Origin of the sequence: Aeromonas oralensis (genome assembly GCF_049665575.1) — a bacterium.
GTDB classification, from domain to species: Bacteria; Pseudomonadota; Gammaproteobacteria; order Enterobacterales; family Aeromonadaceae; genus Aeromonas; species Aeromonas hydrophila.
The window spans coordinates 2,364,422-2,389,163 of the sequence record NZ_CP187186.1 but is presented as its reverse complement, the minus strand read 5'-3'; the positions used below and the strand labels follow the sequence as shown (position 1 = coordinate 2,389,163).

The window sequence follows — 24,742 nt, the reverse complement described above, 5'->3', positions numbered from 1 at the left end:
GACTGGCTCGACGCCATCCGCTGGACTTTACTTGCTGGCATCCGCAAGCGAGCTGGCCGGCATGGCCAGTCATCCCACAGCAAACTAGCACGGAGCGCGTCATGAAGATCAGCATCGAGGCACATATTGAGCAGGAGATAGAGGCCGTCTGGTGGGCCTGGAACGATCCGGACTGCATCGCCAGATGGAATGCAGCCTCCAGCGACTGGCACACCACCGGCAGCCGGGTCGACTTGGTGGTGGGTGGGCGTTTTTGCCATCACATGGCGGCCAAGGATGGTAGCGCCGGTTTTGATTTCACCGGCACCTTTACCCGGGTGGAAGCACCGACCCGTCTCTCGTTCGTGATGGATGACGGGCGCGAGGTGGATGTGCAGTTTGCGAGCGAACCGGGCGGCACCTGGGTGCAGGAAACCTTCGATGCCGAGACGAGCCACACCCCGGCCCAGCAGCAGGCGGGCTGGCAGGGGATCCTCGACAACTTCAAGCGTTATGTGGAAGCGGCAGGTTAGGGGAGGAGCCTGCGCCCATAAAAAAACCACCGCCAGGTCGCGGTGGTTTTTTTATGCTGCTCTGGACGTGCGTCAGAGCATGCCAGAAGGCGGGAGCGTTACTCCTCGATATCCAGCAGCACCAGGATGGCGCTGTCACCGCCCCACTCGCGGGGGGCCTGATGGAACGCCTGCACATTCGGGTGCTGGGCCAGCCAGCTCGGAATGCGCTGCTTGAGGATATGTTTGCCGATGCCGTGCATCACCGAGGCGACGTGGATGTTCTCTTTTTGGCAGAGGGTCAGCAGGGCCGCCAGCTCCTGTTTGGCCTGCTGCTGGTTCATGCCGTGCAGGTCGAGGTAGATCTCCGGCGGATAGCTGCCGCGCTTGAGCTTTTTCAGCTCGAATTTTGACACATCTTCGCGCACGTAACGGGTCGGTCCATCGGCCTCGAGATGGGGCTGGTACTCATCGCTGAAATAGTGGTCAACCCCAAGCTTTTCGCGGCTCTCACGCAGTTCGCGTTTCTGCTTGACCGGGCGCAGGTCGGCCCTTATGGTATCTTGCTTGATTTTCCGGGTACCTTTTATCGCATCGCGGAACAGCTGGGTTTCCTCGTCTGTCGGTGAGGGCGTTTTTTTCATCAGGTACTCGTCTTGCTCGCTGTATAGAATTCTCGGGCCGGATATTACTCGACTTGGAGGTGGATTTGGACAAGATATTTATCGATGAGGTGGTTGCCGAGATGCACACCATCCAGGACATGTTGCGCTGGGCCATGAGTCGTTTCAACGACGCCGGGATCTTCTACGGACATGGTACCGACAACGCCTGGGATGAAGCCGTGCAGCTGGTACTGCCCGCGCTACATCTGCCGCCGGACGTGGATCCGGGCATGCGCCACTCCCGTCTGACCACCAGCGAACGGCACCGCATCGCCGAGCTCATCATCCGCCGCGTGCAGGAGCGGGTACCGGCCGCCTACCTGACCAACAAGGCCTGGTATGCTGGTTGGGAGTTCTACGTGGACGAGCGGGTGCTGATCCCCCGTTCTCCCATCGCCGAGATGGTGGCCAACCGCTTCGCCCCCTTCCTCAAGCATGAACCGACCCGGATCATGGACTTGTGCACCGGCTCCGGCTGCATCGCCATCATCATGGCCCACGAGTTCCCACAAGCCGAAGTGGATGCCATAGACATCAGCGTCGATGCCCTCAACGTGGCCGAGCGCAACATCAACGATCACGGGCTGGAGCAGCAGGTCATTCCGATCCGCTCCGATCTGTTCCGCGATCTGCCGGTCGGCGACAAGTACGATCTCATCGTCTCCAACCCGCCCTACGTGGATTCCGAAGACATGTCGGATCTGCCGGACGAGTTTCGTCACGAACCCGAGCTGGCGCTGGCCTCCGGCTCCGACGGCCTCAAGCTTACCAAGCGCCTGCTGGCCAATGCCGCAGACTTCCTCAAAGAGGATGGCGTGCTGGTGGTCGAGGTGGGCAACAGCATGATCCATCTGGAAGCCCAGTTCCCGGACGTGCCCTTTACCTGGGTCGAGTTCGAGAACGGCGGTCACGGCGTGTTCGTGATGAGCCGTGCCGACCTGGTGCAATACCAGGACCATTTCGCGATTTACAAGAGCTAAGCAGGAGCACTCATGGCAGGGAACAGTTTCGGCCAACTCTTTCGTGTGACGACTTTCGGCGAGAGCCACGGCCTGGCGCTGGGTGCCGTGGTCGACGGCTGCCCGCCGGGACTGGAGATCAGCGAAGCGGATCTGCAGGGGGATCTGGACCGGCGCAAGCCCGGCACCTCCCGCTACACCACGCCGCGCCGCGAGCCGGACGAGGTGAAGATCCTCTCCGGGGTGTTCGAGGGCAAGACCACCGGCACTTCCATCGGGCTCTTGATCGAGAACACCGATCAGCGCTCCAAGGACTACTCCGACATCAAGGACTTGTTCCGCCCGGGCCACGCCGATTACACCTATCACCAGAAGTACGGCCAGCGCGACTATCGCGGCGGCGGTCGCTCCTCCGCCCGTGAAACCGCGATGCGGGTGGCGGCGGGGGCCATTGCCAAGAAGTACCTGAAACAGGTGCACGGCATCGAGATCACCGGTTTTCTCTCCCAGCTCGGCCCCATCAAGGCAGAAGCCTTCGACACGGCACAGATCGAGCAGAATCCCTTCTTCTTCCCCGATGCGGGCAAGCTGGAAGCGCTCGATCAATACATGCGCGACCTGAAGAAAGAGGGCAACAGTATCGGTGCCAAGGTGCAGGTCATCGCCAGCAATGTGCCGGTGGGCCTCGGTGAGCCGGTGTTCGATCGCCTCGATGCCGACATTGCCCACGCCATGATGGGCATCAATGCGGTGAAAGGGGTGGAGATCGGCGACGGCTTTGCGGTGGTGGAGCAAAAAGGCTCCGAGCACCGTGACGAAATGACCCCGGCCGGCTTTGCCAGCAACCATGCGGGCGGCATTCTGGGCGGCATCTCGTCGGGTCAGGATATCGTGGTGAGCTTAGGTTTAAAGCCCACCTCCAGCATCACGGTACCGGGCAAGACCATCACCACCGAGGGTGAGGCCACCGAGATGATCACCAAGGGTCGTCACGATCCTTGCGTCGGCATTCGTGCCGTGCCCATCGCCGAGGCGATGCTGGCACTGGTGCTGATGGATCACCTGCTGCGCCACCGTGCCCAGAACCAGGGCGTGTTGACCCATACCCCGCAACTGCGCTGATCGTCTTGCCTACCGCTCGGCTGATCGCGTGATGCAGACGCAGTCACAGTCAAAAGGCGACCTCAGGGTCGCCTTTTTCATGGGTGTTCATCGCGCTGGGTTATTGGTTGGGTGTCACCTGCTCAGCCGCCGGGTTGTCGAGCCGGCAGGGGGCGGCGCCACGTCACGGCCGGGTGAGGGCAGGCCGGCAATTACCTCATTGACCCGGGTGAGCTGCGCATCGGTGACGGCCGAGTTGGCAAACATCAGGCTGACCGGTTGGTGATGGAGCAGCAACTGACAGCGGATAAAGCCATCAGCCCCCAGCTGATGCAGCCGGTAGCGGGCGTATTGCCACTCCATGATGACGCCGTCCAGCCGACGGGCCAGCAGCAGATCGACCAGCCGGTCATCCGAGTTGTATTCGCTCGCGTTCTTGAGGGCGGGACACGCTTCCATCAGCTGGATGGGGCGGGTGCCGCGCAGCTTGCCAAGGTGCAGCTGGCTTTGCTGGCAAAGCTGTGGCAGGTCTGACACCGCCAGCCAGGGATCACGCTGGCCCGGGATGGGGTTGTTGCTCAGCAGCACGAAGGTACTGCGCCGATAGGGCACCGAGAAGCGGGCAAAGGCGCGCCGTTCCGGCGTATCGAGCGCCCCCATGGCCACGTCCAGCTGTTGCAGCTCGAGCAGATGGATGGCCCTGGCCCAGGGCAGGTTGCGAAAGTGGGGCTCCAGCCCTGCCTTGCTCAGGATCTGACGGGTCAGGGTGACGTCCAGCCCATCCAGCGTCCCCTGGGGATTGATGTAACTGAACGGAGGCCAGTGGCTCCAGGCCACCGACAGCCCGGGCTTGGCCTGCAGCGGCAGAGAGAGTCCAACTGCCAGCAGGGAGAGCAAGAGCAAGCCAGAGGCGGCCGACAGAAGATGAACACGCATGAACCTGAACCTCCTTGTACAGGACGGATGCGGCGGTATCGCCGTTATCTGGCATCAAGCATAGTCTGATTCGAATGAGTTCTTGAGCGGCTTTTCCGGGCGGGACGCTGACCTGCTTTTGGCAAACATGCTGGGAGGAACATCACATTTTTCTCGTTTCTCCTCAATAACTCCGTTAGACTGCGCCCCTATTCTTTCCCCTTTGCTCTGCTCCCCGGGGAAATCGTTGTGTTCTCAACAGGCCCGAGTCTGGCGAGATGGCATCGGCTCAGCAGAGGAGCCCCATCCCGGATTGTCGGCGCCCCTATCCCTAGCAGGTAATTATGAGTTTTACTTCCCTCGGTCTGGCCGAACCCTTGTTGCGTGCCGTTGCCGAGCAAGGCTACGACACCCCGTCTCCCATTCAGCAACAAGCGATCCCGGCGGTACTGGCTGGCCGTGATCTGATGGCCGCCGCCCAGACCGGGACCGGCAAGACCGCAGGTTTTACCCTGCCGATGCTGCAGCGTCTGACTGAAAGCAAGCGCAAGGTCTCCCCGAATCGCATCCGTGCCCTGGTGTTGACCCCGACCCGCGAGCTGGCCGCCCAGGTGGGCGAGAGCGTGCGCAACTACGGCAAACACCTGCCGATCCGCAGCCACGTGGTATTTGGCGGCGTGAGCATCAACCCGCAGATGATGGCCACCCGCCGTGGTCTGGACGTGCTGGTGGCCTGCCCGGGCCGCCTGATGGATCTCTACAACCAGAACGCCGTCAAGTTCGACGAAGTGGAAATTCTGGTGCTGGACGAAGCGGATCGCATGCTCGACATGGGCTTTATCCGCGACATCCGCCGCATCCTCGCCCTGCTGCCGAAGAAGCGCCAGAACCTGCTGTTCTCCGCTACCTTCGCCGACGAGATCCGCGAGCTGGCCACCGGCCTGCTGGACAACCCGGCGGTGATCGAAGTCGCCCCGCGCAACAGCACCGCCGAGCGTATCGAGCAGCTGGTGCACCCGTGCGACAAGGCCAACAAGATTGCCCTGCTGAGTCACCTGGTCACCAGCAACGACTGGCAGCAGGTGCTGGTGTTCACCCGTACCAAGCACATGGCCAACCGCGTTGCCGAGACCCTCGACAAGAACGGCGTCAGCGCCGCCGCCATTCACGGCAACAAGAGCCAGGGTGCCCGCACCCGCGCCCTGGCCGGTTTCAAGGATGGCAGCGTCAAGGTGCTGGTGGCGACCGACATCGCCGCCCGTGGTCTGGACATCGACAAGCTGCCGCAGGTAGTCAACTTCGAGCTGCCGAACGTGGCTGAAGATTACGTGCACCGTATCGGTCGTACCGGCCGTGCCGGCGCCGCCGGTCATGCCATCTCCCTGGTTGCTGCCGATGAAGGCAAGCTCATCAAGGCCATCGAGCGGCTGACCAAGCAGAACATCCCCTGCGAGCAGGTGGCCGGTTTTGAAGCCTCCCGCGAGACCCTCGACAACATCGCCCGTGGCATCGGTGCGCCGCTGCGCAAAGAGCCGCGCGATCCGAGCGAGCAGCGCCGTGCACCGCGCCCGCAAGGTCAAGGCCAGCGTCAGGGCGCCGGTCGCTCTGCCAACGGTGGCAACGCAGGCGCTAACCGCTCCGGCAACGGTGGCAAGCCCAAGCCCCAAGGTGGCCAGCGCCCTGAAAGCGGCGCCGGCAAACCGGCTCAGGCCCGTCGTCCTCGTCGTGCTACCCACAACCAGTAAGCGGCCTGGGAGCCTGCTCCCTCGCTCGGTTGATGTAACAAGCCCCGCCACTCTGGCGGGGCTTTTCTATATCCGGGAGTTAGCCGAGTGGGGCGGGCAGTGCCCGTCACTCGCCATAGAGGGTGATTTGCAGCACGTTGGCGATGGCGCTGCCGTTCCAGTGGTACTCCAGATGGCGGGGCTGATGGACGCGATTGACCAGGCGCGGGCGATAGAGCAGGTAGCAGTCGTGGCCGCTGTGGCGCACCGAGCGGTAACAGATGCCGTCCACATCCAGGGCTTTCTGCTCGCGGGCGAAGGCCTGGGAATATCCGTAGTCGGTAGCATGGTAGAGCGGTGTGGCAAGAAAGGCCTCGCCGGTAATGTCGACCAGGCTGGCGCTGAACTCGGCATGGATCACCCGCATCTGCACCTTCTGGGCGGGTTCACAGGTGTAGCCGAAGACGCGCTCCTGGTGGTAGACCGTCTCCTTGATGGCGGTGTCGAGGCTGGGGGCGCAGTAATAACCGCCGAAATCGCCGGTAGTGAAGCGGGCTCCCTCTGGATTGAGGTGGGTGAAGGCAGCCATCACATGGCTGCCGCCAGCCAAGCCCACCAGCCAGTCCGCTTTCGGCACCCGCGTCAGCTCGCCGGCCTCTTCCCTCAGCCTGTCGTTGGTCAGCGCCTCGATGGCCCAGACCGCCTCCAGTTCGTCGGCGTTGGCCACATCCTCATAGAGGCAGATGGTGGGGTAGCGGCTCGGGATGATCCGGTAGGCTGACTCGTCCTTGAATGCGCGCTGCGGAGGCGTCTGCATCAGGCCATGCCTCCGCGCCAGGCGTGCAGGCGGGTAGCGACTTCATAGAGATCGGCCACCCTGCCACCCTGCATCACTTCCATGGCGCTGCGGCCGGCGAAGAAGGGGTGGCTGTTGGACTTGCGCACCCAGCCATAGATGCTCTCATCCGCGCTGAACAGCACCCGCAGGCTCTTGTGAATGTTGAGCAGGTAGCTCATTCGCTCCTGCAGATCCGCACTCAGTCTGATCCCGCCGTGGGACTCCTTGTACTTGTTTAAAGTTGAACGGGAAGAGATGCCGAGCAGTCGCAATTGTTCATCTGTGTTGCACTGCCATTTGTCCAGGATGCGAAACACCACTGGCAGCGCCTTGCTGGGATCAACGGCGCCATCTTGCCGTTGAACGTGTGCGGTTGCGACCATGTCAGGCTCCTTGCTGGATTGAGCGTGTGTTCTGTTGCCAAAAAGGCGATCTGCTATCAGTGTACAAGAATTGTTCACACATATACAGGATGTCGATACATGGTGCATATATGAACGTTTGATGTATCAGGGTGATGATCACCGCGCAGGCGGACCCCTTTATATCGATGGCATGTACCGATGGTATGGAAAAAGCCCCGCCAACTGGGTTGGCGGGGCTTTTGCTTTGGGGCATGCACCGACTCTGGCTTAGAGCGCGGGCAGCAATCCCATGCTGACGCTTATCTGCACCCCGACGATCAGCACCCCCATGGCACCGGCAAGGCCCAGGGCCAGCACGCCGCCCGGGGCGCGGTAGTGGTGCGCCTCGGCCTGCTTGCGGCTCTGCCACACCAGGGCCACCGGCAGCAGCACCGCCAGCACCGCCAGCGCGATGGCGGCGTAGCCGAGCGCCATGATGAAGCCCTGCGGGAAGTAGAGAGCAAACAGCAGGGGCGGCACAAAGGTGATGAGGCCGGTCTGGGTGCGGCCCTGCCAGTTGTCCTTGCGGCGGGTCACCTTGGCCATGAAGTCGAACAGTCCCAGCGTCACCCCGAGGAAGGAGGTGGCCAGCGCCAGATCGGCGAACAGGTGCATCGCCTGGTTGAAGGCGGGCCAGCTCACCAGATTGCCGACGTTGGCCAGCAGGCTGTCCAGCGCTCCGCCGGTCTGGATCAGGGATTGTTGACCGAGCAGCCCCAGGATGGCCACTTGCCACAGTACATACAGGATGAGTGGCAGGGCGGAGCCCCACACGAAGACCCGGCGCAGCTGCTTGGGGCAGTCCCCCAGGTAGAGCATCACGCTCGGGATGGAGCCGTGAAAACCGAACGAGGTGAAGATGACCGGCAGGCCTGCCAGCAACAAGCCCTGACCGAGCGGCATGGAGAGCAGGTGCTGTCCTTCGGCGCGCGGCAGCAGCAGCGCCAGCACCGCCACCATGATCACCAGCTTGACGGTGAACATCAGTCGGTTGAGGTAATCCACCTGTTTGGTGCCGACGCAGACCATGCCGCCAAACAGCAGGGTAAAGGCCCAGGCCGCCTGCTCCTGGCTGAGGGGCAGGCCGGCATCGGCCAGCGCCTGGGCCAGCAGGCTGCTGCCGCCGCTGATGTAGGCGGAGGCCAGCGAGTAGAACAGCATCAGGATGCAGAAGGAGGCAATGCGTTTGCCCCAGGGGCCGAGTAGGTGATCCGCCAGTTGGTGCAGGTACCACTTGCCGGTGTTGAGGCTCGCTTCCACCTGCAGCATGGCGGTAAAGGCCATCAGGCCCCAGAGACCGATCATCAGCAGCAGGGTGGCGGGCCCGCCAAGGGAGGAGGAGGCCAGCGGCAGGGCCAGCATGCCAGCGCCTATGGTGGTGCCGGCAATCAACAGGGTACATCCCAGGGTTTTGGTATTCATGGTGTCCATCCGAATCGAGAAACTGCGCGGTGCGCAGCAGGCATATGAGGTGTTGGCAAGGCGCCTCCGGGGTCGAGACCGGAGGCTAGCAATATCGGAGTGAACCCATCGTTACGAAAAATCCGCTGGTTGTAAAAGATGGTTGCCAACTTAGCGAATTAAAATGTTGGATACAAGCGTGTAAAGGCGGATTTTGTACTGGGTGGGCAGAATAGGTGGAAATAAAAGATGACAGGAGTGCACTTCGACTGGTGAAAAAACGCGCCGCTGCGAACCGGGTCGCAGCGGCGCGCGATGCAGAGAGGATTAACGGCGGCGTTTGAGGGTACGGCTCACATAGTGCAGCCCGCACTGATATTCACCGCCAATCGCCTTGAGTGCCAGCTCCAGCGCCTGGCTGGCGAGGGCATCGTGCTGCTGGGGCAGGGAGTTGATGCCGAAGGGGAGAAAATCGAGCAGGCGATCGTCGCCGAAGGTGGCCATGGCCAGCCGGCTCATGTCGGTCTCCTGTTCCAGCAGATAGTCGAGTACCCCCTCCATGAGGATGTAGGAGGTGGCCACCAGTGCCTGGGGCAGCTGGCCGAGCTGCTGATGCAGCGTCTTGATCAGGCGGTAGCCCTCGGCGCGGGAGAAGTGGGCCCCTTCACACAGATGGCAAGCCGTGCTGTGGCTGGCGACGGCCTGCTCGAAGCCTGCCTTGCGTTCGCGGCTGATCGTGAGTGCCGGCAGCGCGGTGATCAGGGCGATGTGCTTGATTGCCGGCGAGAGCAGGGAGGCGGTGAGATCGCAGCTCGCCTTCTGGTTTTCGCTGGCCACGGTGACGAACTTGTCGGCCGCCATGGCCCGGTCGATGGCGAGCACCTGGATACCGCGCGTCTGCAGGCCGAGGTAGAAGGGATCTTCGGGTGGTAGGCAACTGGCCACCAGCAGCGCATCCACGTGGCGACTGGCCAGCATCTCGGCCAGCTCTTTCTCGGTGGCGGGGTCATCTTCCGAACAGACGATGAGCAGCTGATAGCCCTGTACCCGCGCCCCTTGCTCCAGCCGTTTAGCGAGCTTGGCGTAACTGGCGTTCTCCAGGTCGGGCAGAATGAAGCCCAGGGTCTTGGTCTGGCCACCGCGCAGGGAGGCGGCGCGGCTGTCCGGCTGGTAGTTGTGGGCGGTGACCACCGCCATCACCTTGTCGCGGGTGGCCTGGCTGATGCGGTATTGGTCGGCCTTGCCATTGATCACATAGCTAGCCGTGGTGCGCGAGACACCGGCGAGGGCGGCGATTTCATCCAGTTTCATCATGTTGGCTCTGTTTGAGTTGCAAGGCCCACGGGCACTGCCTGGTGAGGGCACCGAAAAGTGTGCGCGGGATCATATCATTGAAAAGCACTCTTTGTGGGTACTTGATCAATTCGCTGAAACGATTCAGTCTGAGTGTAAGTGAAACGATTCAGCTTGTCAGCAGACAATCGATGGCCGGGCATAAAAACCTGGCATGGCCCGCGAAGGGATGCAATCCGGTCTATTGTCAGCAGGCGAGTGGTACGAATGGTTATGTTTGATGAGCCGGTACGGTCAGGCCGCCCGGCACCTGATGGAGAATCTCTATGTTGAAGTTGGCGCGACAGCAGATCCTGCTGGGGCAGTCGGTGGCGACCAAGGCCGAAGCCATTGCCCTGTTGGCAGGCAAACTGACCGAAGCCGGTCTGGTGGAGGCGGGCTATGTCGATGGCATGCTGGCGCGTGAAGCGCAGCACGCCACCTATCTTGGCAGCGGCATCGCCATTCCCCACGGCACCACCGACACCCGGCATCTGGTGAAGAACACCGGCGTCATGGTGGCCCAGTTCCCGCAGGGGATCGAGTGGGACGAGGGGCAGATCGCCTACGTCGCCATCGGCATCGCCGCCAAATCCGACGAGCATCTGGGCATTTTGCGCCAGCTCACCCACGTGCTGGGGGACGAGCAGGCGGCGGCGCAATTGAAAGAGGCCACCGATGCCGACACCATCATCAATATCCTGACCGGTGCGACGGCGCCCAAAGAGGTGCAGTTCCTGGCCCTGGCCGACTTCCCGGCCCGACGATCGCGATCAGCTGCTGCTGGGCGCCGCCGCCCGCGCCAAATCCGCCGGCTGGGGGGATGCCGCCATGGTGAGCGCCCTGCTGGCAAGCGATCCCGCCTATCTGGGCGAGGGCGTCTGGCTGGCGCGGGCACAAGCAACCCAGACCGGCTGGGTGCTGGCAACGCCTAGCACTGCACTGAACGCAGGGGAGCAACCGGTCAGCGCCCTGCTGCTGCTGTGCGCCGCAGATAGCGGCCATCTGGCGCAGCTCGACAACCTGGCCAAACTGGCGGCCGCTGGTCAGCTGGCGACGCTGGCAGGCGGCGAGGGGCTGGCCATGCTGCAGGCGGGGCCAGCGAGCGGTCTTTCCGACACCTTCACCATCATCAACCCCCACGGGTTGCACGCCCGTCCGGGCGCCATGCTGGTCAAGGTGGCCAAGGAGTATGAATCCGATATCCGGGTAGCGAATCTGGATGGCAGCGGCGAGGCGGTCTCCGCCAAGAGCCTGATGAAGGTCATCGGTCTGGGCGTCAAGTGCGGGCACCGTCTGGCGTTTCGCGTCGAAGGCCCGGATGCCGAAGCGGCGCTCAAGGGGATAGGCGCCGCCATTGCGGCCGGGCTGGGCGAGGGGGCGCACTGATGGACATAGTGACCATCACCCTTAACCCTGCGCTCGATCTCACCACCCGTCTCGCGGCGATGAGCCTGGGCGAGGTGAACCTGGTGAGCGAGGCCAACCTGCGTGCGGCGGGCAAGGGGATCAACGTTGCCATGGTGCTCAAGGACTTGGGCCGCGAGGTGGGCGTCACCGGCTGGCTTGGCGCCGATAACCAGCAGAGCTTCGTCTCCCTGTTTGCAGAGCGGGCGCTGGATGATCACTTCGTCCGTGTCGCGGGCAGCACCCGCATCAACGTCAAGATCTCCGAGCAATCCGGTCGGGTCACCGATCTCAATCTGCCGGGGCTCACCATCCACCAAGGGGAAGTGAGCGACCTGGAGCAGGCCATCGACGAGCTGGCAGCGCGCGCCGACTGGTTCGTGCTGGCGGGCAGCCTGCCCAAAGGGGTGGCCCCCGATTACTGCGCCCATCTGATCCGCCTGCTCAAGGCCAGAGGCAAGCAGGTGATCTTCGATTGCAGCGGCGCGGCCTTGAGCGAAGGGATCAAGGCCGCGCCGACCCTGGTCAAACCCAATCTGGAGGAGCTGAGCCAGTGGGCGGGCCGCCCCATCAAGACTTTGAGCGAGCAGGCCGAGTGTGCCCGCGCGCTGCAGGCAAGCGGGATCCCCAACGTGGTGATCTCCAACGGTGCCGATGGCCTCATCTGGTTTGCCCCGGATGCCGTCTGGCAGGCAATTCCACCGCGGATGCAGGTGGTCAGCACGGTCGGTGCCGGCGATTCCCTGGTGGCCGGTCTCGCCCATGGCCTCAGCCTTGGCTGGATGCCGGAGCAGACCCTGCGGCTGGCCACTGCCGTCTCCGCGCTGGCGGTCAGCCAGGTGGCGGTCGGCTTTAGCGATATCAGTGTGCTCAACCCCTTACTTGAACAGGTGCGCGTACAGCGTCTGGATGCCCTGGCACCGGTTCAATGCCATACCCCCTCAATGGAAAACTCAGGAGATGCCCAATGAAAGTAATCTTGGTTACGGCTTGCCCGGCGGGCATTGCCACCAGCTTTCTCGCTGCAAAACGGATAGAACAGCAGGCCAAACTGGCTGGCTGGGAGCTCACCCTCGACGTCGGCTCCAGCGTGCAACCCCGCCAGGTGCCGAACAAAGAGCAGATTGCCGCCGCTGATCTGGTGCTGGTTGTTGCCAGTGCTCCGGTGGATCTCGCCGCCTATGACGGCAAACGGGTCTATCAGGGCAGCATGGATCTCGCCCTGCAGGATCCGGCTGCCTTGCTGGACGCCGCCACCAGCGGTGCCAGCGTCTATCGCGATCAAGCCGCCTCCGCCGTTGCCAATACTGCCGCCAAACCGGCCGCCGTTGGCAAGCGTATCGTCGCGGTGACTGCCTGTCCGACCGGGGTGGCTCACACCTTTATGTCGGCAGAAGCGCTGGAGACCATGGCCAAACAGCTGGGTCATCAGATCCGCGTCGAGACCCAAGGCTCGGTCGGTGCCCAGAACGCTCTGACTGCCGAGGAGATTGCATCTGCCGATCTGGTGTTCCTCGCCACCGACATCGAGGTGGACATGGCCCGTTTCGACGGCAAGCCGGTCTATCGCACCAGCACGGGGGCGGCGCTCAAGAAAACCCGTGCCGAGCTCGACAAGGCGTGGAGCGAGGCGAAAACCTATCGCCACAGCGGTGCCAGCCAACCCAAGAAAGAGGAAAAAGCAGGCCCCTACAAGCACCTGCTGACCGGGGTCTCCTTCATGCTGCCCATGGTGGTGGCAGGCGGCCTCATCATCGCGCTCTCGTTCGTGTTCGGGATCGAGGCGTTCAAGGTGGAAGGCACCCTGGCCGCGGCCCTGATGAAGATCGGTGGCGGCTCCGCCTTTGCCCTGATGATCCCGGTGCTGGCCGGCTACATTGCCTACTCCATCGCTGACCGTCCGGGCCTCGCTCCCGGCATGATCGGCGGCATGCTGGCAAGTTCCTTGGGCGCCGGTTTCCTCGGCGGCATCGTGGCCGGTTTCCTGGCCGGTTACAGCGCCAAGTACCTGAGCGACAAGGTGCGCCTGCCGATGACCCTGGAAGCGCTCAAGCCCATCCTGATCATTCCGCTGTTTGCCAGCCTGTTTACCGGCCTGGTGATGATCTACGTGGTGGGTGGTCCGGTGGCCGGCATCATGAATGCCATGACCACCTTCCTCAACAACATGGGATCCGCCAACGCCGTGCTGCTGGGTGTCATCATCGGCGCCATGATGTGCTTCGACATGGGTGGCCCGGTCAACAAGGCGGCTTACGCCTTCGGAGTCGGCCTGCTGGCCTCCAAAACTTACGCCCCGATGGCTGCCGTGATGGCCGCCGGTATGGTGCCAGCACTGGGGATGGGGATCGCCACCTTCCTGGCCCGCACCAAGTTCATCAAGGCGGAGCAGGAAGCGGGCAAGGCCTCCTTCGTGCTGGGTCTGTGCTTCATCTCCGAGGGGGCCATTCCGTTTGCCGCCAAGGATCCGATGCGGGTCATCCCGGCCTGCATGGTGGGTGGCGCCCTGACCGGTGCGCTCTCCATGCTGTTTGGTTGCGAGCTGATGGCCCCCCACGGCGGTCTGTTCGTGCTGTTCATCCCGCACGCCATCAGCAACGTCATGATGTATATCGTGGCGATTGCGGCAGGCTCGCTGCTGACAGGCGTCTCCTACGCCATGCTCAAGCGCGGTGAAGAGCAGGCCAAACTGGCCACGGCATAAGCCGCTAACCAGCGATACGCCATACAAGAGAGCGGCCTTTGGGCCGCTTTTTTATTGCCCCAATGTATTGTCCAAAAAAGTGACGAGGGTAGGGCAACCTGGCTTGTGGTTAATGGATTAACCCTCTAGCGTGGGACCCCGAAGGGCGCCGCTGCGCCTGCCGATAACCCGATCCTCAGGAGCAGATGATGACGCCCATGATCCCCCCCATTCTTGACTTTGCGACCGGTAGACTCGCTGGCGCCGAGCTGGTGGAAAAGAGCACCACCCTGGCCGACCTGCAGGGGCTTTTTGCCGACCCGCACGCCGAGGCGGCGCTTTCGCCTGATACCCGGCTCTATCGGGTCGCCATGTTGCCCGGCCATGGCGGCGAGGGGGATCTCAACATGGGGGTCACCTATCTGGAGGCGGGCCGGGTTGGCCAGGAGTTCTTCATGACCCGCGGTCATCTCCATGCTCGCGCCGAGCAGGCCGAATACTACTTCGGGTTGTGCGGAAAGGGGCTATTGCTGTTGCAGGATATGGCCGGTGTCTGCCGGCTGGAGCAGGTCTTTGCCGGCAGCGTTCACCATATCCCAGGCCATGTGGCCCATCGACTCATCAACACCGGCGCGACGCAGCTCTCGGCGCTGGCGGTCTGGCCTGCCGTCGCCGGTCACGATTACGGTGCGCTGGGAACGCGCGGCTTTGGCCTGCGGGTGCTGGCCGGGGAGGATGGCACGCCCCGCATTGTCACTTCTGCTGGACAAGCCACTTGAAGCCGCGCGTGCGGCGGCCCGCTAGGGGCTGCCGCAGGATTGGCGCACTACCAGGGTGGGGGGCAGTATGATGCTCTTGGCCGGTTCGTCGTTGCCAGCCATCCGCTCGAGCAGCAGCTCGCCGGCTTTTCGGCCCGATCTCCCGCGACGCCACCGAGACGGTGGTGAGGGGCGGGTCCACCAGCGCGGTTTCCGGCAGATCGTCAAAGCCCACCAGTGCAAAGTCCTGACCGATGACCCGCCCCAGCTTGCGCAGCGCCAGAATGGCGCCGAGCGCCACCACGTCCTGATAGCAGACCGCCGCCGTCACCTCGGGATGCTGTTCCAGTAGCGCCGCGATGGCACGGGTGCCTTCCACCCGGCTGGCGCCGCAGCCGATGATCCACTCCGGTCTTGGAGAGATGCCGTGTTCGAGCAACTTGCTCATGTAGCCGCCGAGGCGCTGAGAGCGACTGATGGAGGCGGGGTTGCCCCCGACAAAGGCGATGTGGCGGTGGCCCAGCTTCAGCAGGTGTTCGGTCGCCAGCTGGCAGCCCAGGAAGTTGTCGGTGCCGACGAAGTCGATCGCCACGTCCGGCACCGGCCGCACGATCAGAATGGTGGGCATGCGGCGGCGCTGCAGGCTATCGAAGAAGCTGCGGGGAGTGGTCTGGGTGGCGCAGATCACCATGCCGGCGGCGTTGTTGCGCTGCAGCGAGTCGGTGAACTGCTGCTGCCGGGTGGCCGACTCCTCGCTGTTGGCCAGAAACAGCATCAGATCGTGATGCTCCATCTCCCGGCTCAGGCCCGCCGTCATCTCCGCATAGAAGGGGTTGGTGATGTCGTGCAGCAACAGACCGACCTGGTTGCTGCTCTTGTTGCGCAGGTTGGCGGCGGTCTGGTTGTAGACATAGCCGAGCTCGTCGATGGCCCTGAGTACCCGCTGGCGGGTGTGCTCGGAGATGCGCCCCTTGTTGCGCAGGGTCATGGAGACGGTGGCAGTCGACACCCCCAGATGGCGGGCGATGTCGGCAACGGTCACATTGCTCATGGGATGGATCCTGTCAGGGAGTAGGTCTCAAAGGTATATCGATTAACCTTTTATTGTTAACGTACCATGATGAAATTGCCGTCATGATCACATATTTCACCCATGTTGGCGATCAAGTACACCATTTTATGAGGTTAATCTTGTTTATCAGGTTGTGGTTAACAGGTTAATCGATTTATCTCTTTCGTAGGTGTCAACGAGAGAGCAAGCCAATGATTCATTCGAGTTACGTCTCCAACTACGACAAATTCCCGGAAGTGGTGGTCGCCGGCCATGAGGGCGCCGCCTGCGCCGGCTGGCACGAGATAGCCCGGCGACTGCAGACCGCGGTAGACGGGCAAGGCGGGGCAAGGGTGGTGCTGGTGATCGACTGCTATCACGGCGTGGATCAGGACGAGCTGCGTAGCCAGCTGCTGGCGAGGCTTGGGCCCCACACGCTTATAGATGTGGAGCAGGCCCGTCTGCCCGAATCAAAAGTGCTGGCGATGCTGGAGCGCTTCATCACAGAGGACCGGGTCTTTGGTGTGTTGGCCCCCCACAAGATGGTGGAGTTTTTTGACCCGGCCGCGCTGGCGCGCCTGCAGCAGCAGATCGCAGAGATAACCGGTGGCCTGGTGGTGGTGATGGGCAGTGGCGCCTCGCTGGTGGCGAGAGGGGATGTGCGGGTCTATGCCGATCTCGCCCGCTGGGAGATCCAACAGCGACTGCGGCGCAAGGAGCTGGGCAACTGGGGGGCCGGCAACGAGGAGGAGGACATTCTGCGCCGCTACAAGCGCGCCTTCTTCATCGAGTGGCGGGTGTTTGACCGCCATAAACTGGCCCAGCTGCCCACCATCGATTTCCTGCTCGATACCAACACCCGAGGCAAGCCGACCCTGGTGACGGGGCAGGCGCTGCTGGCGGGGTTGCATCAGGCAGCGCGCCAGCCTTTTCGGGTGGTGCCCTTCTTCGACCCCGGGGTCTGGGGTGGGCAGTGGATGAAGCAGGTGTGCGATCTGGACCCGGCCCAGCCCAACTATGCCTGGTGCTTTGATTGCGTACCGGAAGAGAACAGCCTCTACCTGCGCATTGGCGAGGTACGGGTGGAGATCCCGTCGCAAAACCTGGTGCTGTGCGAGCCCAGCGCCCTGCTCGGGGAACGGGTACACGCCCGCTTTGGCGCCGAGTTCCCGATCCGGTTCGATTTTCTCGATACGGTGGGGGGCAGCCGCTCAGCCTGCAGGTGCATCCGCTGACCGAATACATCCAGCAGGAGTTCGGCATGCACTACACCCAGGACGAGAGCTACTACCTGCTCGATGCCAAGCCGGATGCCTGTGTCTATCTCGGTACCCGCACCGGCATCGACCCGCAGGCGATGCTGGCGGAGCTGGCCGCCGCCCAGCGCGGCGAGAAGCCTTTCGATGACGAGCGCTTCATCAACCGTTTTCCGGCCCGTAAACATGATCACTTTCTGATCCCGGCCGGAACCGTCCACTGCTCGGGAGAGGGGGCCATGGTGCTCGAGATCAGCGCCACCCCCTACATCTTCACCTTCAAGCTGTGGGACTGGGGTCGGGTCGGGCTCGACGGCATTCCGCGCCCCATCCATCTGGCGCACGGCAGCAAGGTGATCCAGTGGGAGCGCGACACCGACTGGACTCGCGAGCACCTGGTCAATCGTATCGAGCCCATTGCCGAGGGGCCGGGCTGGCGTGAGGAGCGCACCGGGTTGCACGAGCGGGAATTCATCGAGACCCGTCGCCACTGGTTCAGTGTGCCGGTGGAGCACGACACCGGCGGCACGGTGCAGGTGCTCAACCTGATAGAGGGTCGGGAGGCAACGGTAGAAAGCCCGGACAACGCCTTCGCCCCCTTCGTGGTGCACTACGCCGAGACCTTTATCGTACCGGCCTCGGTGGGGCGTTATCGCATCCGCCCGAGCGGTGAGAGTGAAGGGGCGACCATCGCCACCATCAAGGCCTATGTGAGGGGGTAACCAAGATGCTGAGGATCCTTATCGCAACCCATGGTTCACTGGCGCCGGCCCTGCTGGTCAGCGCCAGCATGGTTTACGGCGAGATGCCTGCCGTGGCGACCGTCTCCCTCACCGAAGAGGGGGAATCGAGGCCTTTCGCAGCGAGTTTGCACAGACCCTGCGCCGCCATGGCGCGGGGGCTGACGGGGTGCTGGTGCTGTGCGACATGGAGTGCGGCACCCCCTACAACGTGGCGTGCCGCTTCGCGTTTGACCCCGAATGGCCACAGCCGCTGGCGGTGGTGACCGGGGTCAACTTCCCCATGCTGCTGATGAGCGCCGAGCTGCTGGATGCCGTGGATGTGCACGAGGCCGCCCGCCAGTTGCTGGCCCAGGCGCTGGAATCCATGGTGATCGCGGCCCCGGCGGTTGCGCGCCAGCAAGACGACAACTTCTAGGAGAGCGAGATGGCCATTTCATTTGTACGCATTGACGATCGGGTGATCCACGGTCAGCTGGTGACGCGCTGGGCCAGGGAGCTGCCTTGCGACGGCATCGTCGCAATCGATGACGAGGTGGCGGCCGATCCGCTGCTCTCCCAGGTGATGATCGGTGCCGTGCCTGACACCCGGGTATGGCTGTTCGACGTGGCGACGGCGATTGCCAAGCTGCCCAAGGTGATCGCCAGCGACAAGCGCTACTTCGTGATCGGCAAGTCGCCGGTCACCCTGCAGCGGCTCTGCGCCGCCGGTATCTCCCTTGAGAACCACAACGGCAAGATCAACGTCGGGCCCATGAGTGCCCGCGAGCAGACCACCACCATAGGCCCCAATCAGTCGGTCACGGCGCAGGAGATCGCCGCCTTTGACTACCTGGCCGGTCTTGGCCACGACATTGACTTTCGGCTGGTGCCGGATGCCAGTCATTACAGCTGGGCGGATGCCCAGAAAAAGCTGAAATAGGGAGCAGACATCATGTTTCTGGAAGCAACACTCATCGGGATACTCTGTTATCTCGGTGCCCTCAGCAGCCCCTGGCTGCTGGGATTGACCGGGGGCTGGTACACCATCACCCGTCCGCTGGTCTCGGGCATGCTGGTGGGGGCCATCCTCGGTGATATCCAGACCGGGATCCTCATCGGGGTGGCGGTGCAGGCGGTCTACATCGCCATGGTGACGCCGGGCGGTTCCATGCCGGCGGATCTCAACTTCGTCGCCTTTCCGGCCATTGCGCTGGGCATCCTGTCGGGCAAGGAGCCGTCGGTGGCGGTGGCCATTGCCGCTACCATCGGCATTGCCGGCACCATCCTCTTCAACTTCATGATGGTGCTCAACTCCTACTGGAACCACAGGGCCGACGTGGCACTGGAACAGGGGGACGAGCAGGGGGTCTACCTCAACAGCGCCATCTTCCCGCAGGTCAGCAACTTCGTGCTGCGCTTCGTGCCCACTTTCATCGCCGTCTATTTTGGCAACCAGTACATCGAAGGCTTCATGAACAGCCTGCCGGAGCTGGTGATCCGCACCATGACGGTGGTGGGCGGCATTCTGCCGGCGGTCGGCATCGCCATCCTGCTCAAGCAGATCATCAAGCAGAGCAGCATGCTGATCTATTTTCTGGTGGGCTTTGTCGGCATCGTCTTTCTCAAGCTCAACATGGTGGGGCTGGTGATGATCGGCGCCCTGCTCGCGCTCATCCACTACAACTACAAGCCGGAGCCGCGCCCTGCGTCGGCTGCCCGCGCTGCCACCCAAACCGACGATGAGGATGAATTCTGATGGACGCACAGCTGCAAGCGGGCCAGCCGGTGAGCAAGGCTCCGGTGGCCCTCACTCTCAAGGATCTACGTGCCTGCTGGCGCGCCTGGATGATGTACAACCTCTCCTCCATGAGCTTCGAGCGGCTCGAATCCTTCGGCTTCTGCCTTGGCATGATGCCGGCGCTCAAAAAACTCTATCCCGCCAAGGCGGAGCGGACGGAGGCGATGAAGCGTCACGCCTCCTTCTACAACACCGAGCCTCAGCTTGGCGCCATCATCAACGGGTTGGCGGTAGGGCTGGAGGAGAAGCGGGCCAACGGCGAGCGGATCGATGGCGAGACCATCAACACCCTGAAAGTGGGGTTGATGGGGCCCATCGCCGGGATCGGGGATTCCATGATCCCGGGCATGCTGGTGCCCATTCTGCTCAGCATCGGCATGGCGTTGGCCGCCGGCGGCAGCGTGCTGGGGCCGCTCTTTTACATCATCAGCTTCAACGCCATCGTCATCACCGGCTCCTACATGCTGTTCATGAAGGGCTACCGGATGGGGACCGGCTCGGTGGAGGCGCTGGTGAGCTCGGAGTCGGTCAAGCTGCGCGAGGCGCTCTCCCTGCTCGGGGTCTTTGTGATGGGCGGGGTGGCCGCCAGTTACGTCAATCTCTCCACCGGGCTTGATTTCGTCACCTCCGATGGGGTCAATATCCAGGTTCAGAGCATGCTAGACGGCATCTTTCCCAAACTGATGCCGCTGCTGGTGGTGCTTGGCACCTGGTATCTGATGGCCAGACGCAACGTCTCGCCGGTCAAGGCCATGCTGGGGCTGCTGGTGCTGGCCTTTGTCGGGGTCGCCGTCGGGCTCTTCTAGGCCGGTTGAGGGTGAGCACAGACAGGGGAGAGCGGGGCTCTCCCTTTTCATGGGCTGGATGATGGGTTGGCTGGAGAGGTGCTGAGATGCATGACGAGATAAGAGAGGCGGCGCGGCGCTGCCGACGCTGGCTGGTGGAGGAGGCGCTGCCTCACTGGGGGGCAAGGGGTTTTGATTGGGAGCGGGGGCTGTTTGCCGAGGGGCTGGATGGCGCAGGCGCGCCGCTCTGGCAGCCCATTCGTTTTCGGGTGCAGAGTCGCCAGATCTACGTGTTCAGCCACGCAGCCCTGCTCGGCTGGTATGAGGGGGGCGAGCTTGCAGAGCGCTGCGCCAGGTTCGGCATGAGGCGCTTTGATGATGGCACCGGCAACCAGCAGTTTTCCCTCAATGCAGATGGCTCGCCTGCCGACGGTTCGGTGTGCTGCTACGAATACGCCTTTGCCCTGCTGGCCGAGTGCTGGCTCTACCGTTTGAGCGGCGAGCCGCGCTGGCAGCTGCAGGCCGAGTCGCGCTATCAGGCCATCGAACTGCTCTTTGCCGATCCTGTGTATGGCGGGTTTCACTCCTGCTTTCCGCCAAGCGTGCTGCGCTGTCAAAACCCTCATATGCATCTGTTCGAAGCGCTGCTGGTGGCGGCGGAGTGCTTTGATGATCCGCGCTGGCAGGGGCGCACCCATCGGCTCTATCAGCTGTTTCGCCAGCGCTTGCTGGAGCCCGTCTTGCTGCGGGAGTTCTTCGATGAACGGCTTCTCCCGGTTCATCCTGATTCGCACCTGATCGACCCGGGCCATCACTACGAGTGGTGCTGGCTGCTGGCCCGTTACCGGGCATTGGCACAAGAGTGGGAATGTGGGCCGAGTGAGGGCGAGATAGGCGAGGGGATCGCCATCCTGACCCGCTTTGCCGCCGCTCACGGCCACGGGCCGACCGGGCTGGTGCTGGATGAACTCACCGATGACGGGCTGCCCCATCGGGCGACCAGCCGGCTCTGGTGTCAGACCGAGCAGCTCAAGGCGCTGCTGGCAGCCTACGAGCGGCGAGGGGAGGCTGAGACAGCCCGCCGGATTGGTGAGGTGGTGGGGCGGATCTTTGACTATTACCTGATGCCGGCCCTGCCGGGTCAGTGGCTAGATCAGGTGGATGTGACGGGGGCGCCGTTGGCCGACCATGCACCGGCCAGCACCTTCTATCACCTGTTCGTGGCGTTCAGCGAGCTGGTGCGGGTGGCGCAAAGGGAGGGATAAAGAGAGATATGAAAGGGGCAGGGTTTAAAAATCCCAGCCAGGTTGCTCTGGCGACTCGGGTTGGGCCCCCCTCCTGCGCCTTGCGGCGAGCGGCTTCCACCCGCGCCTTGCGACCACGGCACAGGCGCATCACCTCTTGTTGCTGGGCATGGCTCATGGTGAGCCAGTTGAAACGCTCCTCGCGGCTGCGCAGGCACCCCTTGCAGTAGCCCTTGTTGTTCACTTCGCAGACCCCGATGCAGGGGCTCTGCAGCGGGAAAATTTCGAGCTGTTCCATCCATGGCCTCTCACACCCTGTTACCTTGTTATAACCCAGAAGATCCCCTTTGGAGAAATCCGCTGTCCCAGGCCTGAAGGCGTTTGCTTTCCCCCTGCAAATTTGGCATCTTCCCCGCCGAACATAACCCTTGGTGTTATATGAGGACATATGAATAAACACGCTTACTGGCTGACCGCCGCAGTGCTGGGGTTGGCCGGTTGTGCGGGCAACTCTGAGCAAGCCCAGGTGCCCAAAAACAAACCCGATGCCAGATGTTTTCTCAACTGCGAGGTGCCGGAAAATCTGGGCAAGCAGTATCTGGACGGTCCCCTGCCTGATGATCTGGTGCGAGTGGAGCGGGTCAACAGCCGACAGCGCGCCGACTACAGCAAATTCGGCCCCCAGAGCCGGCTGGTGCTGGAGCGCTCCGGCAAGATGACGCGCCGCTATGGCGAGCTTTACCATCAACTCTCCCGCTGGGTGGCCAATGGCGGCGATCCCGCTCAGATTACCCGTTACGGCATCAGCCTCGCCCAGCTGGGCGGCTCGGATCGGATGGGTAACGTGCTGTTCACCGGTTACTACTCGCCGGTGCTGGAGGTGCGTCACCGCCCGGATGCCAAGTACAAGTACCCCATCTATGCCATGCCCAAATGTGGTGGCCGCTGTCCGACCCGTGCCCAGATCCATCAAGGGGCCCTGGCCAACCGCGGGCTGGAGCTGGGTTACAGCAAATCCCTCATCGACAATTTCCTGATGGACGTGCAGGGCTCGGGCTTCGTCCACTATGGCGATGATGATCGGCTGCAATATCTGGGTTACAGCGGCAAGAACGGTCACGGTTACGTCAGCATCGGCCGGGTGCTGATCGACCGAGGCGAAGTGCCCAAGGAGCAGATGTCCATGAAGGCCATCAAGGATTGGGCCAACCGTCAGCCGGAGGAGAGCGTCAAGGAGCTGGTGGAGCAGAACCCCTCCTATGTCTTCTTCGAGCGTCGCCCCACCAACGACGTGATCGGGGCTGCCGGCATTCCGCTGTTGCCGATGGCGGCGGTAGCCGCCGACAAGACCCTGCTGCCGATGGGCACACCGATCCTGGCGGAAGTGCCGCTGCTGGACAAAGAGGGCAACTGGACCGGCAAGCACCAGCTGCGGCTGTTGATTGCGCTGGATGTGGGCGGGGCGGTGAAGAAGGGCCACCTCGACCTCTACCACGGTATGGGTGAGAAGGCCGGTGTCGCGGCCGGTCACTACAAGCACTTCGGCCGGGTCTGGAAGCTGGGTCTGCACCATGGGCCGACCGCCGCGCCCTGGCTGTAAGGCCCTGTGGGGGCGGTTGTGCATCAGCCGCCAGAAGGCATAGAGATGGATGTAAAAAAGCCGCCGGAGCAATCCGGCGGCTTTTTGTTTGCTGACGCGAACCTGAGGGGGTCTCAGCGCTTCTTGATGTCCAGCCGGATGGCGCCCACCGGTTTGCAGCAGCAGGGCAGGCACTCACCCTGGGAGACAAAGGCGAGCGGCACGGCGGCATAGTGCACCTTGCCTGCCAGCAGCGGGGTGCGGCAGGCGCCGCAATAGCCGCTGCGGCACTGGAACTCCACGTGATGACCGTGGCGCTCCAGGGTTTCCAGCACGCTCTCGCCGGGATGGGCGTGCAGCACGCCATCCTGGGTATGCACCCGTGGCGAGCCTGCGTCGCTTGGAGCGGGGGCCGCGTGCGGGGCAGGGGTCAGCGTGCTGCTGGCGTCACTCACAGTTCGAAATCACCCAGGTCTTCGGCATTCACTTCGCTGTCGATCTGACCCACCAGATAGGAGCTCACTTCCACTTCCTGCGGGGCGACCTGCACGTTGTCGGACGACAGCCAGGTGTTGATCCAAGGGATCGGGTTCTGCTTGGCCCCGGCAAAGGCTGGCTGCAGACCCACCGCATTCATGCGCAGGTTGGTGATGTACTCCACGTACTGGCAGAGGATGTCCTTGTTCAGACCGATCATGGAGCCGTCCTGGAACAGGTACTCGGCCCACTCCTTCTCCTGAATGGCCGCTTCCTTGAACAGCTCGAAGCAGGCCTGTTCGCACTCGGCGGCAATCTCGGCCATCTCGGGGTCGTCCTGGCCGCTGCGCATCAGGTTCAGCATGTGCTGGGTCCCGGTCAGGTGCAGCGCTTCGTCGCGGGCGATCATCTTGATGATCTTGGCGTTGCCCTCCATCAGCTCGCGCTCGGCGAAGGCGAAGGAGCAGGCGAAGCTGACGTAGAAGCGGATTGCTTCCAGGGCGTTGACGCTCATCAGGCACAGATAGAGTTTCTTTTTCAGCTCGCGCAAGGTGATGGTCACGTCACGACCGGCCACCCGGTGGGTACCTTCACCGTGCAGGTGGTAGAGCGCGGTCGCTTCAATCAGATCGTCGTAGAAGTGGCTGATGGAGCCGGCGCGCTTCAAGATCTGCTCGTTGGTGACGATGTCGTCGAACACCTGGGCGGGGGTGTTGACGATGTTGCGGATGATATGGGTGTAGGAGCGAGAGTGGATGGTCTCCGAGAAGGCCCAGGTCTCGATCCAGGTTTCCAGCTCCGGAATGGAGACCAGCGGCAGCAGCGCCACGTTGGGGCTGCGACCCTGGATGGAGTCCAGCAGGGTCTGGTACTTCAGGTTGGAGATGAAAATGTGCTGCTCGTGGGGCGGCAGGGCCTGGAAGTCGATGCGGTCGTGGGAGACGTCCACCTCTTCCGGGCGCCAGAAGAAGGAGAGCTGCTTTTCGATCAGCCGTTCGAACACTTCGTGTTTTTGCTGGTCATAACGGGCCACGTTGACCGATTGGCCGAAAAACATCGGCTCCTTGAGCTGGTCGTTTTGGGTCTGGCAGAAAGTTGAATAGGCCATGGTTGTCGAATATCGCGAAGTAGGGGAAACAGGAGGGCGGGAGC

General features: G+C 62.8%; 23 protein-coding genes and 3 pseudogenes. 16 read left to right on the top strand and 10 right to left on the bottom strand.

What is annotated here, in order from left to right:
* The first annotated feature begins 101 nt into the window (after positions 1–101).
* On the top strand, positions 102–512 hold the full coding sequence (locus ACPDZI_RS11200; protein ID WP_011706200.1) for an SRPBCC family protein: 411 nt from the start codon (positions 102–104) through the stop codon (positions 510–512).
* A 98-nt stretch (positions 513–610) separates the two neighbouring features.
* Here the strand turns inward: ACPDZI_RS11200 and smrB are convergent, their stop codons facing one another.
* Positions 611–1,135, bottom strand: coding sequence for an endonuclease SmrB (gene smrB, locus ACPDZI_RS11195; RefSeq protein ID WP_011706199.1), 525 nt, complete (start codon positions 1,133–1,135; stop codon positions 611–613).
* 65 nt (positions 1,136–1,200) lie between these two features.
* On the opposite strand from smrB, the gene prmB reads away from it, so the two are divergent.
* Both prmB and aroC read left to right on the top strand, forming a co-directional pair.
* Positions 1,201–2,136, top strand: a complete 936-nt coding sequence (gene prmB, locus ACPDZI_RS11190; protein WP_103826897.1) for a 50S ribosomal protein L3 N(5)-glutamine methyltransferase — start codon at positions 1,201–1,203, stop codon at positions 2,134–2,136.
* A gap of 12 nt (positions 2,137–2,148) precedes the next feature.
* Complete coding sequence (gene aroC / locus ACPDZI_RS11185; protein WP_438834537.1) at positions 2,149–3,237, top strand: chorismate synthase; 1,089 nt, start codon at positions 2,149–2,151, stop codon at positions 3,235–3,237.
* Between the two features lie 100 nt (positions 3,238–3,337).
* Here the strand turns inward: aroC and ACPDZI_RS11180 are convergent.
* A pseudogene (locus ACPDZI_RS11180) lies at positions 3,338–4,152 on the bottom strand (substrate-binding periplasmic protein).
* 323 nt (positions 4,153–4,475) lie between these two features.
* On the opposite strand from ACPDZI_RS11180, the gene ACPDZI_RS11175 reads away from it, so the two are divergent.
* A complete protein-coding gene (locus ACPDZI_RS11175; RefSeq protein WP_438834536.1) occupies positions 4,476–5,876 on the top strand; it encodes a DEAD/DEAH box helicase in 1,401 nt (466 codons plus the stop codon).
* Between the two features lie 106 nt (positions 5,877–5,982).
* On the opposite strand, the gene ACPDZI_RS11170 is transcribed toward ACPDZI_RS11175, so the two are convergent.
* The 4 genes from ACPDZI_RS11170 to cra form a co-directional block, all read right to left on the bottom strand.
* The gene (locus tag ACPDZI_RS11170) at positions 5,983–6,672 is read right to left on the bottom strand and encodes an RES family NAD+ phosphorylase (protein ID WP_268030660.1); all 690 of its coding nucleotides are present in this window, start codon (positions 6,670–6,672) and stop codon (positions 5,983–5,985) included.
* Positions 6,672–7,076: an MbcA/ParS/Xre antitoxin family protein gene (locus ACPDZI_RS11165; RefSeq protein WP_016350639.1), complete on the bottom strand. Its 405-nt coding sequence runs from the start codon at positions 7,074–7,076 to the stop codon at positions 6,672–6,674. Before ACPDZI_RS11165 ends, ACPDZI_RS11170 begins: the two co-directional genes overlap by 1 nt.
* 249 nt (positions 7,077–7,325) lie before the next feature.
* Complete coding sequence (locus tag ACPDZI_RS11160) at positions 7,326–8,519, bottom strand: aromatic amino acid transport family protein (protein ID WP_076360810.1); 1,194 nt, start codon at positions 8,517–8,519, stop codon at positions 7,326–7,328.
* 306 nt (positions 8,520–8,825) lie between these two features.
* Positions 8,826–9,812, bottom strand: a complete 987-nt coding sequence (cra, locus tag ACPDZI_RS11155) for a catabolite repressor/activator (RefSeq protein ID WP_017410145.1) — start codon at positions 9,810–9,812, stop codon at positions 8,826–8,828.
* 305 nt (positions 9,813–10,117) lie between these two features.
* Here cra and fruB point away from each other — a divergent pair.
* The 4 genes and pseudogenes from fruB to ACPDZI_RS11135 all read left to right on the top strand — a co-directional run bounded on the left by fruB (position 10,118) and on the right by ACPDZI_RS11135 (position 14,699).
* Positions 10,118–11,219, top strand: a pseudogene (gene fruB / locus ACPDZI_RS11150) (fused PTS fructose transporter subunit IIA/HPr protein).
* Positions 11,219–12,208, top strand: coding sequence for a 1-phosphofructokinase (gene pfkB / locus ACPDZI_RS11145; protein ID WP_201902889.1), 990 nt, complete (start codon positions 11,219–11,221; stop codon positions 12,206–12,208). The pseudogene fruB and the gene pfkB overlap by 1 nt, the downstream one beginning before the upstream one ends.
* A complete protein-coding gene (gene fruA, locus ACPDZI_RS11140) occupies positions 12,205–13,941 on the top strand; it encodes a PTS fructose transporter subunit IIBC (protein WP_438834535.1) in 1,737 nt (578 codons plus the stop codon). Before pfkB ends, fruA begins: the two co-directional genes overlap by 4 nt.
* A gap of 185 nt (positions 13,942–14,126) precedes the next feature.
* On the top strand, positions 14,127–14,699 hold the full coding sequence (locus tag ACPDZI_RS11135) for a glucose-6-phosphate isomerase family protein (protein WP_438834534.1): 573 nt from the start codon (positions 14,127–14,129) through the stop codon (positions 14,697–14,699).
* Here ACPDZI_RS11135 and ACPDZI_RS11130 read toward each other — a convergent pair.
* Positions 14,674–15,729: a LacI family DNA-binding transcriptional regulator gene (locus ACPDZI_RS11130; protein ID WP_438834533.1), complete on the bottom strand. Its 1,056-nt coding sequence runs from the start codon at positions 15,727–15,729 to the stop codon at positions 14,674–14,676. The genes ACPDZI_RS11135 and ACPDZI_RS11130 overlap by 26 nt on opposite strands.
* A gap of 212 nt (positions 15,730–15,941) precedes the next feature.
* Here ACPDZI_RS11130 and ACPDZI_RS11125 point away from each other — a divergent pair, with 212 nt between their 5' ends.
* From ACPDZI_RS11125 to ACPDZI_RS11095, 7 genes are all read left to right on the top strand, one after another.
* A complete protein-coding gene (locus ACPDZI_RS11125; protein ID WP_438834532.1) occupies positions 15,942–16,964 on the top strand; it encodes a hypothetical protein in 1,023 nt (340 codons plus the stop codon).
* Between the two features lie 26 nt (positions 16,965–16,990).
* Positions 16,991–17,707 carry a class I mannose-6-phosphate isomerase gene (locus ACPDZI_RS11120; RefSeq protein ID WP_438834531.1) on the top strand — a complete coding sequence of 239 codons (717 nt, stop codon included), beginning with the start codon at positions 16,991–16,993 and terminating at the stop codon, positions 17,705–17,707.
* Positions 17,708–17,831: 124 nt separating this feature from the next.
* The gene (locus tag ACPDZI_RS11115; protein ID WP_438834568.1) at positions 17,832–18,143 is read left to right on the top strand and encodes a PTS sugar transporter subunit IIA; all 312 of its coding nucleotides are present in this window, start codon (positions 17,832–17,834) and stop codon (positions 18,141–18,143) included.
* Positions 18,144–18,152: 9 nt separating this feature from the next.
* Positions 18,153–18,647: a PTS system mannose/fructose/N-acetylgalactosamine-transporter subunit IIB gene (locus ACPDZI_RS11110; RefSeq protein ID WP_016350649.1), complete on the top strand. Its 495-nt coding sequence runs from the start codon at positions 18,153–18,155 to the stop codon at positions 18,645–18,647.
* A gap of 12 nt (positions 18,648–18,659) precedes the next feature.
* Positions 18,660–19,463, top strand: a complete 804-nt coding sequence (locus ACPDZI_RS11105; protein WP_039213311.1) for a PTS mannose/fructose/sorbose/N-acetylgalactosamine transporter subunit IIC — start codon at positions 18,660–18,662, stop codon at positions 19,461–19,463.
* Positions 19,463–20,311 carry a PTS system mannose/fructose/sorbose family transporter subunit IID gene (locus ACPDZI_RS11100; RefSeq protein ID WP_438834530.1) on the top strand — a complete coding sequence of 283 codons (849 nt, stop codon included), beginning with the start codon at positions 19,463–19,465 and terminating at the stop codon, positions 20,309–20,311. The genes ACPDZI_RS11105 and ACPDZI_RS11100 overlap by 1 nt, the downstream gene beginning before the upstream one ends.
* Before the next feature lie 86 nt (positions 20,312–20,397).
* Positions 20,398–21,555, top strand: a complete 1,158-nt coding sequence (locus tag ACPDZI_RS11095) for an AGE family epimerase/isomerase (protein ID WP_438834529.1) — start codon at positions 20,398–20,400, stop codon at positions 21,553–21,555.
* 24 nt (positions 21,556–21,579) lie between these two features.
* On the opposite strand, the pseudogene ACPDZI_RS11090 reads toward ACPDZI_RS11095, so the two are convergent.
* A pseudogene (locus ACPDZI_RS11090) lies at positions 21,580–21,832 on the bottom strand (DUF1289 domain-containing protein).
* Positions 21,833–21,982: 150 nt separating this feature from the next.
* Between ACPDZI_RS11090 and mltA the strand changes: the two are divergent.
* Positions 21,983–23,134 (top strand): murein transglycosylase A, encoded by a 1,152-nt coding sequence (mltA, locus tag ACPDZI_RS11085; RefSeq protein ID WP_044799952.1) that lies wholly within the window; start codon positions 21,983–21,985, stop codon positions 23,132–23,134.
* A gap of 113 nt (positions 23,135–23,247) precedes the next feature.
* Here mltA and yfaE read toward each other — a convergent pair whose 3' ends face one another.
* Positions 23,248–23,568 carry a class I ribonucleotide reductase maintenance protein YfaE gene (yfaE, locus tag ACPDZI_RS11080; protein ID WP_411636166.1) on the bottom strand — a complete coding sequence of 107 codons (321 nt, stop codon included), beginning with the start codon at positions 23,566–23,568 and terminating at the stop codon, positions 23,248–23,250.
* Complete coding sequence (nrdB, locus tag ACPDZI_RS11075) at positions 23,565–24,698, bottom strand: class Ia ribonucleoside-diphosphate reductase subunit beta (RefSeq protein ID WP_044799954.1); 1,134 nt, start codon at positions 24,696–24,698, stop codon at positions 23,565–23,567. Before nrdB ends, yfaE begins: the two co-directional genes overlap by 4 nt.
* Positions 24,699–24,742: the final 44 nt, after the last annotated feature.